The organism is Roseiarcus sp. (assembly GCF_052145395.1).
In the GTDB taxonomy this organism is placed as follows: Bacteria; Pseudomonadota; Alphaproteobacteria; order Rhizobiales; family Beijerinckiaceae; genus Roseiarcus.
Genome location: NZ_JBKQOT010000196.1, coordinates 1 through 8,137, shown reverse-complemented (window position 1 = coordinate 8,137; position 8,137 = coordinate 1). Strand labels below are relative to the sequence as shown.

The window sequence follows — 8,137 nt, the reverse complement described above, 5'->3', positions numbered from 1 at the left end:
GCATCTCGGCCGTTCGCAAGGACGAGTCGGGACGCGACCGGCCGATCAACTCGATCTACATGATGTCGCATTCCGGGGCGCGCGGTTCGCCGACCCAGATGCGCCAGCTTGCGGCGATGCGCGGCCTGATGGCCAAGCCCTCGGGCGAGATCATCGAGAGCCCGATCAAGTCGAACTTCAAGGAAGGCCTGTCGGTGCTCGAGTACTTCAACTCGACCCACGGCGCCCGCAAGGGACTCGCGGACACCGCGCTCAAGACGGCGAACTCGGGTTATCTCACCCGGCGTCTGGTCGACGTCGCGCAGGACTCGATCATCACCATGCCCGATTGCGGCTCTGAGCGCGGCATCAGCATGCGTGCGATCATCGACGCCGGCACGGTGGTGGCCTCGCTCGCGACCCGCATCCTCGGCCGCACGGCGGCTGAGACGCTGCGCGACCTCGACGGAAACGTGATCATCGAGGCGGGCGAGATGATCGTCGAGGAGCGCATGCCGGCGATCAACGCCGCCGGCATCCAGGAGGTGAAGATCCGCTCGGTGCTGACCTGCGAGGCCAAGAACGGCGTCTGCGCGCTTTGCTACGGGCGCGACCTTGCTCGTGGCACGCCGGTGAACCTCGGCGAGGCGGTCGGCGTCATCGCGGCGCAGTCGATCGGCGAGCCGGGCACCCAGCTCACCATGCGCACCTTCCACATCGGCGGCGCGGCCCAACTCGCCGACCAGTCGTTCATCGAGTCGAACTTCGACGGCGAGGTGAAGATCCGCAACCGCAACATCGCCCGCAACGCGAACGGCGATCTGATGGCGATGGCGCGCAACGTCGCGGTCGTGATCACCGACAAGTCCGGGGTTGAGCGGGCGGTGCACCGCCTCCAATACGGCGCCCGCCTCAAGGTCGACGAGGGCGACAAGATCAAGCGCGGCCAGCGGATCGCCGAGTGGGATCCGTTCTCGCGTCCGATCCTCACCGAGATCGACGGCGTGATCGGCTTCGAGGACTTGGTCGACAACCTGTCGATGTCGGAGCAGGTCGACGAGGCGACGGGCATCGCCAAGCGTATCGTCACCGACTGGCGGTCCTCGGCGCGCACTGCCGGGCTGAAACCTGCGATCGTGATCAAGGGTCCGGACGGCAAGGTTCTCAAGCTGCCGCGCGGCGGCGACGCGCGCTACGCCCTGCCGGTCGAATCGATCCTCTCGTTCGAGCCGGGCTCGAGCGTGCGCGCGGGCGACGTCATCGCGCGCATCTCGATCAACAGCGCCAAGACCCGCGACATCACCGGCGGTCTGCCGAGGGTGGCGGAGCTGTTCGAGGCGCGCCGGCCGAAGGACCACGCGATCATCGCCGAGATTTCGGGCACGGTGCGGTTCGGGCGCGACTTCAAGAACAAGCAGCGCCTGTCCATCGAGCCGAGCGAGGAGGGCGTCGAGGCGGTCGAGTACCTGATCCCGAAATCGAAGCACATCCATCTGCAGGATGGCGACGTGATCGAAAAGGGCGAGTTCATCGTCGACGGCAATCCTGCGCCGCACGATATCCTCGCCATCAAGGGCGTCGAGGAGCTCGCGGCCTATCTCGTCAACGAGATCCAGGAGGTCTATCGACTCCAGGGCGTCAGCATCAACGACAAGCACATCGAGGTGATCGTGCGCCAGATGCTGCAGAAGGTCGACATCGTCGATCCGGGCGACACCGACTTCTTGAAGGACGAGCAGGTCGACAAGCTCGACCTCGACAGCGCCAACGAGGCGGCGCTCGCCGAGGGCAAGAAGCCTGCGGTCGGAATACCTGTGCTGCTCGGCATCACCAAGGCGAGCCTGCAGACGCGCTCCTTCATCTCGGCGGCCTCCTTCCAGGAGACCACCCGCGTCCTCACCGAGGCGGCGGTCAACGGCAAGGTCGACACGCTCGAGGGTCTGAAGGAGAACGTGATCGTCGGCCGTCTCATCCCGGCCGGCACGGGCGCGGCGATGGCCAAGATCCGCGCGATCGCCTCGATGCGCGACACGCTGATCCTGGCGCAGAAGGCCGAAGAGTCGGAGCAGCCGGCGGCGCTGCCGCTCGCGGCGCCGGCGACCGAAGGTCCGGCGCACCGCCGCGAGCGTTCGCGTTCGGCGGCGGAGTGAGGGCGGACGCCCAAGCAGAGCGAACCATACGGAAAGCCGCCATCGGGCGGCTTTCTTTTTGGCTTCGCTTCCGACCAACGAACGCTTCCGCGCCTTGCCGGAAGGCGGGGCGCCGCCCTATCCTGCGCCCGGAGCGAGCGCCTGAAGCGGGGCGCCGGATCCGCGCCGGAGGATGAGCCCGTCGGACACGGGCCGGGGTTCGCGCTCATCGGGCGAGATCGTCATGCCGCTTCCTCCCCGGCGATCCTATCCGAGATCCGGCTCGCGCGCTTGCGGGGAAGGGACGGCTCAGAAAAGGCGATTGCGCGAGGCCGAACCGCCAAGGCGTGTCGGCGCCCTTGGTGATGCCGATACGCCGCCCCGATGCGATGCGTTGGCCGCCCGCCGTGCGGCTCAACGCGAAAGGCGGTTGATCGAGCGACAGGCCGTTATGCGCCGCACGGGTGATCGCGAGCGCCTGACAAACGCGCCCGGGGCCGGCGCAGAGCTTCATGAGGTCGGCCAATCCTCTGCGCGCGGCCATGACCTCGATCCCGTCGGTCGGCTGGAGCGCGCGGATGAGAACCGCCGCGCCGGGCTCGGCGCCGCAGACGAAGTTGAGACACCAGTGAATTCCGTAGCTGTGATAGACATAGGCGTGGCCCGGCGGTCCGAACATCGCGCCGTTGGCCGCAGTCGGGCCCCGGAAGGAATGGGAGGCGGGATCGCTACGGTCGTAGGCCTCCGCCTCGACGATGAGGCCGCCGACGCCCTCGACCATCAGCCGCGCGCCGATCAGGTCGCGCGCGACCTCGACAGCGTTGCGGCGGAAGAAATCGACCGGGAGCGGCTGCGGGTCCGTGACAAAGGCGGCGAGAGGCGGCGTCATCGGCGTTCCCAAGTGGGCCGGCGGCCGGGCCTAGATGACCTCGTCCGGGGCGAGGGCGCAGGCGAGCGCGGGATCGGTTTCGATCTGGACGGTGGAGTGTCCGATGCGGAAACCGGAGGCGAACTCAGCCGCGAGCGCGTGCAGGAACGGGTCGCCCGGGTGGCCGTCCGGCATGATGAGGTGGCACGTGAGCGCCGTCTCGGTGGTGCTGATCGGCCAGACGTGCAGGTCCTGGATGGCCGCAACGCCGGGCCTCGCCGCGAGGAACTCGCGCACTTTCTGGGGATCGACGCCGGCGGGAACCGCGGCCATCGACATGCCGAGGGAGTCGCGTAAGAGCCCCCAGGTTCCCCACACGATCACGAGGTTGACCGCGAGGCTGGTCAGCGGATCGAGCCCGAGCCAGCCGGTCGCGAGGATGACGAGGCCCGCCACGACCACACCCGCCGACACGAGCGCGTCGGACGCCATGTGGAGGAAGGCGCCGCGCAGGTTGATGTCGTCTTTCTGGCCCGAGGCGAACAGCCAGGCGGTGACGCCGTTGACGACGATACCGATGGCGGCGACGACCATGACGATCTTTCCGGCCACCGGTGCGGGGTTGGCGAGGCGCAGGATCGCCTCCCACGAGATCGCTCCGACGGTCAGAAGGAGGAAGACCGCGTTGAACAGGGCGGCGAGGATCGACGAGCCGCGCAGTCCATAGGTGAAGCGGGCCGAGGGCGCGCGCCTGACCAGCACGCTCGCAAGCCACGCGGCCGCGAGGCCCAGCACGTCGCCGAGATTGTGCCCGGCGTCGGAGAGCAGCGCGACCGAGCCGGCGATCAGGCCATAGAAGGCCTCGATCGCGACGAATCCGACATTGAGCGCGATGCCGATGGCGAAGGCCGCGCCGAAGCTCGCTGGCGCGTGCGCGTGAGTGTGGTCATGTCCGTGGCCGCCGTGATCGCGCTCGTGCCCGTCGTGGTCGTGCGAATGCCCGTTCTCGCTCAAGCCCGGCTCCTGGAGAGGAGGTTCATCACTTCCCGGCGACCGCGTCGTCCAGACGCGCGTCAAGGATCCCGCGAGGCTCGACATGGGCAATCGCCTCGACCGTGCCGGGCAGCAGCTTCTGCACCGCGAGCTCGGTCGCGTCGCCGATCGCGTGGCCGACGTCGACCGTCAGGCCCGGGTCGACTTCGAGGTGGTACTCGACAAAGGTGCGGTCGCCGGAAAACCGGGTCCGAAGGTCGTGGATATCGGCCACGCCGGCGCAGGCGCGCACTGTCTCCTTGATCCTTCGCCGGTCGTCGCTGGGCAACTCGCGATCGAGGAGCTGCTCGAGCGCCTCGCGCGCGATGCCGTAGGCGTTCCAGAGCATGTAGCCGGAGATAGCCAACGCAAAAGCCGGGTCCGCGCGGGTCCAGCCGGTGAGCTGCGTGACGGCGAGGGCGGCGAGCACGGCGGCGTTCACCGCAACGTCGGTCAGGTAATGCGCCCGGTCCGCCGCAATCGCCGTCGAGCCGGTCCGCGCAACGACCCAGCTCTGCAGCGTCACCAGTCCGCACGCGGCCACGAGGCTCCCGGCGATCAGGACGACGCCGACCTCGACCGAATCGAGCGCAACGGGAAAGACGAGGCGCTGCACCGACTGGAAGGCCAGGACGAAAGCGGCGCCAGCGAGAAAGGTCGCCTGGGTGAACGCGGCGACCGCCTCGCCCTTGCCGTGGCCGAACCGGTGATCCCGATCTGGCGGCCTCTGCGCATAGCGGACGCCGACCAGGGTGACGAAGCTCGCGCCGGCGTCGACCAGCGAATCGACCGCCGAAGCCATCAGGGCCATCGACCCTGTCAGGAGCCAGCCTCCGAGCTTCACCGCCGTCAGCACGAAAGCGGACGTCAAGGTGACGCGCGCGGACAGGTTGTTGAGCCGCTGCGACCAGGCGGCGTCTTCGGGGCTTAGAGCGGGCCTTCTCATGGACCTCGCCGGCGCTGGGTCGCGCCGGCCTTCTCGGTTTGGCGGCCGGACTCAAAGCAGGCCGGCCGGCCGTTGGCAAGAACGCTCGTGTTACGGGCAGGCGTCCCAGAAGCCCTGACGGCGGCTGGGGTCGGTGTAGTACCAGCACAGGCCTTGCTGCGGCGGGGCGCCGGCCCAGGACGCCGCGGCGGCCGCCGTGACGAAGCCGATCGCCGCGCCGGCTGCGATGGCGCCGCCGGGGTTCCACCGGTACCAGCCCGGACGGCCGACCCACACCGTGCGCGGCGCGACCACCACGGCGCCTCGACCGACCGGGGGCCTGTTGCCGGGGCGATGGACCGGCGGACGGGCGCCGGGCCGGTTCACGGGCAGACGATAGCCGGGGCGATGGCCGGGCGGCCGATGGACGGGCGGTCTCGCGCCTCCGGGCCGATGGACCGGGCGATGGACGTTTCCGGGCCGATTGACCTGGCGGTGCGCGCCCCCGGGCCGGCCGCCGCGATGGCCGCCGCCGCCGTGACGCACGGCCCTGACCTGCGTCAAGAGTCCGTCCGTCACGTGCCCCGTCGGCGGCGTCCCGCTGACGATCTCCACCGCCTCGACCGGCGGCGCGCTGAACCCGATGAGCGCGAGCGCGAACATGGCGCCTCGGACGCCTCCCATGAAACCCATCACGTCACCCGTGTGCTTCGATCCGCGCTCGGCGGACCGCCGACGCCGCGCCTTTCGGCGTCCAAACTTCGTCGAGCCGAGAATCCACGAGGCGGGGGGACTTTGCAAGGATGGAGCGTGGCGACGATCGCGAGCAGGGCGCCGAAGTCCTCAGGACAAGAGCCCCAGCCTCTTGAGAAATCGATCGTATTCTCGTCAGGCGTCAGAAACGCTATAAGCGTCTGGGCCCCACTAACAATCCCCAGAGGGAAAGCGTCGTAACCCAATGTAACTGCGTAATATGTTGGATTGTCAATTGCAATCATGCCTGCCGGACCACTCTCGCGAGAACGGAATCGCGAGTCGCTTAGGGAGGGTTCCCCAGGTCGCAAAATATGAGATGGCGTTGCCCAACCTGCTGTTCATGAAGCAGAAGGCGGGAGCGTTTGGCCTGTCCCGCGGCGGCACGATCGTCGACGAGATCGTGCTCCACGGGACTGAGAGCTTGGGCACGGAGACGCAGAGCCTCGACTACCTGTCTAGCGCCAACAAGGACAATCACTCGACCCATTACTGGATCGGCAGAACCCAGGGCCTGCTCTATTCGATCACGCCCGAAGAAAAGCTGACGTATCACGCCGGAAATCCGAAAAAGCATCCGACAGTGAAGGACCACAATCCCCGATCGATCGGGATCGAGATGTATCAGATCGATCCCGCAAAGGCACGCAAGGCGGGGGGCAAACCCGACTTTAGCGACTGGCAATACGATACAGTCGTGCAGCTGGTCTACGACATCTGCTATCGGCGTAAAATCAAGCGCAGCATGGTTGTGGCGCACGGCGCGATCAATCCGATCGACCGGGCTGATCCCCAAGGCTTCGATTGGGACCGGTTCAAGGAGGGGCTCTATTTCCTGTCGTTCCGGATGGGTGCCGCTATGGGCGCTGACTACTTCCTCCTGGACTGACCCGGACCGCCGGGCGATCAGGCGATCAACGCCAAGCGAACCTCGGAAATCCCCGATTGCGCCGTGAGCGCAGAGATTCGAACCCAACAAGAATCAGAGTCTTTCAATCAATCCGCCTCAAGCGGAAATTCGCGACCTCACCGACTTAGCGCTTGATTATCGCTGGCATAGGTCCCCAGGCTGCACACCCCTGCGCCCGCGATGGAATCGCCATGTGGTCTCGCCTGCTCGCCCTCGCTTTGCTCCTCACGCCCGCCTCGGCGCTGGCCGGCGTCAAGGAGAAGGTCGCGATCCTTGCTCCGTCGGCGTTGGTGCTCGTCGTCGACGCCCAGGGCGACGAGTTGGTGGCCCAGAATGCGGATCAGCCCTTCGTCCCAGCCTCGGTCACCAAGATCGTGACGGCCTGGCTGGCGATGGAGACCTTGGGCGGCGACTACCGCTTCGAGACCCGCTTCTACCTCGACGACAAGCGGGTGCTCTACGTGCGCGGAGGCGGCGATCCTTTCCTGATCTCGGAGGAGCTGGCCGGGCTCGCGACCGAGCTCGTCGCAGCGGTCGGTAAGGCGCCGATCACCGGCATCGTGCTCGACGCGAGCTACTATCCGTCAAGCCTCCGCATCCCGGGCATCGAGGACACCGACGAGGCCTACAATGCGCTAAACTCCGCGCTGGCGGTGAATTTCAACACCGTGTACGCCGTGCGCAGCGGCAATATCGTGCGTTCCGGCGAGAAGCAGACCCCGATCACTCCGCTCGCGATCGCCCAGTTCCGGGCGCAGGGCCCGAACGGAAGCGGTCGCATCAGCCTAAGCCAGGACCCCGCGGTGAGCCTCCAGTATGCCGGAGAGCTGATCGCCGCCTTCATCGAGCGGGCCGGCGGCAGCGTGAACGGCAAGATCTCGAGCGGAGCGGTCCCGCAGGGACTGGCGCCGGTCTATGTCCATCGGCAGTCGCGCACGCTTTCGGAGATTCTCGTCGAGCTGCTCCGCGCCTCGAACAACTACATCGCCAACCAGGTCTTCTTGGAGATCGGCGGCCAGCGCCTGGGCGGCCCCGTCAGCCTGGAAAAATCGCTCGAGGTCGCGAACGCAATGCTCGCCGCAAACGGCCTCGCTCCGGACATCCATCTCGAGGAGGGCTCGGGCATCAGCCGCGACAACCGCTTCACCGCCCGGGGCCTCTCCAAAGTGCTCGGGCTGTTCGCGCCCCATGCCGACCTGCTTCGCGGCCATGACGGCGGCATGGACAAGACCGGCACCATGGAGGGGATTCGCACGCTCGCCGGCTACGCCGACACGTCAAGCCATGGGCGGGTCCGTTTCGTGATCTCGCTCGCGGGCGACGACGGCGCAATGCGGTTCCGGCTGCTGCGGGCGATCGAGTCCGGGCTGTAGCCGGGGCGGCGCGGGCGATCCGAAAGCCTCGGCGCCACGACGGGGGAGCCTTTCGCCTTGGCGCCCCCCTCGAGAGGACGCGACAAAGGGCCGCGGGTCGGTAATTGCCCTTGTGCTCTTGGCAAATAACGGCTAGCAAGTTTTGTAATTAGCGCCGCTAGCCATGAC

Annotated in this window: 6 protein-coding genes and 1 pseudogene; 3 read left to right on the top strand and 4 right to left on the bottom strand. The window is 67.4% G+C overall.

The annotated features are described in order from the left end of the window. A pseudogene (locus tag ACLP25_RS06780) lies at positions 1-2,129 on the top strand (DNA-directed RNA polymerase subunit beta'); the annotation flags it as partial. Between the two features lie 205 nt (positions 2,130-2,334). Here ACLP25_RS06780 and ACLP25_RS06775 read toward each other — a convergent pair. The 4 genes from ACLP25_RS06775 to ACLP25_RS06760 all read right to left on the bottom strand — a co-directional run bounded on the left by ACLP25_RS06775 (position 2,335) and on the right by ACLP25_RS06760 (position 5,596). Further along, positions 2,335-2,997, bottom strand: coding sequence for a DNA-3-methyladenine glycosylase (locus tag ACLP25_RS06775; protein ID WP_442468455.1), 663 nt, complete (start codon positions 2,995-2,997; stop codon positions 2,335-2,337). A gap of 30 nt (positions 2,998-3,027) precedes the next feature. Further along, on the bottom strand, positions 3,028-3,990 hold the full coding sequence (locus ACLP25_RS06770; RefSeq protein WP_442468454.1) for a cation diffusion facilitator family transporter: 963 nt from the start codon (positions 3,988-3,990) through the stop codon (positions 3,028-3,030). A gap of 25 nt (positions 3,991-4,015) precedes the next feature. After that, positions 4,016-4,954: a cation diffusion facilitator family transporter gene (locus ACLP25_RS06765; protein WP_442468453.1), complete on the bottom strand. Its 939-nt coding sequence runs from the start codon at positions 4,952-4,954 to the stop codon at positions 4,016-4,018. 90 nt (positions 4,955-5,044) lie between these two features. After that, positions 5,045-5,596, bottom strand: a complete 552-nt coding sequence (locus ACLP25_RS06760) for a hypothetical protein (RefSeq protein WP_442468452.1) — start codon at positions 5,594-5,596, stop codon at positions 5,045-5,047. A 415-nt stretch (positions 5,597-6,011) separates the two neighbouring features. On the opposite strand from ACLP25_RS06760, the gene ACLP25_RS06755 reads away from it, so the two are divergent. Both ACLP25_RS06755 and ACLP25_RS06750 read left to right on the top strand, forming a co-directional pair. After that, entirely contained in the window at positions 6,012-6,575 is a 564-nt protein-coding gene (locus ACLP25_RS06755) for an N-acetylmuramoyl-L-alanine amidase (RefSeq protein ID WP_442468451.1), read from the top strand. A gap of 212 nt (positions 6,576-6,787) precedes the next feature. After that, entirely contained in the window at positions 6,788-7,969 is a 1,182-nt protein-coding gene (locus tag ACLP25_RS06750) for a D-alanyl-D-alanine carboxypeptidase/D-alanyl-D-alanine-endopeptidase (protein WP_442468450.1), read from the top strand. Positions 7,970-8,137: the final 168 nt, after the last annotated feature.

Excerpts from the sequence above, each read along its gene's own strand:
- ACLP25_RS06775 (WP_442468455.1), bottom strand. The coding sequence starts at position 2,997 with ATGACGCCGCCTCTCGCCGCCTTTGTCACGGACCCGCAGCCGCTCCCG.
- ACLP25_RS06765 (WP_442468453.1), bottom strand. The coding sequence starts at position 4,954 with ATGAGAAGGCCCGCTCTAAGCCCCGAAGACGCCGCCTGGTCGCAGCGG.
- ACLP25_RS06760 (WP_442468452.1), bottom strand. The coding sequence starts at position 5,596 with ATGTTCGCGCTCGCGCTCATCGGGTTCAGCGCGCCGCCGGTCGAGGCG.
- ACLP25_RS06750 (WP_442468450.1), top strand. The coding sequence starts at position 6,788 with ATGTGGTCTCGCCTGCTCGCCCTCGCTTTGCTCCTCACGCCCGCCTCG.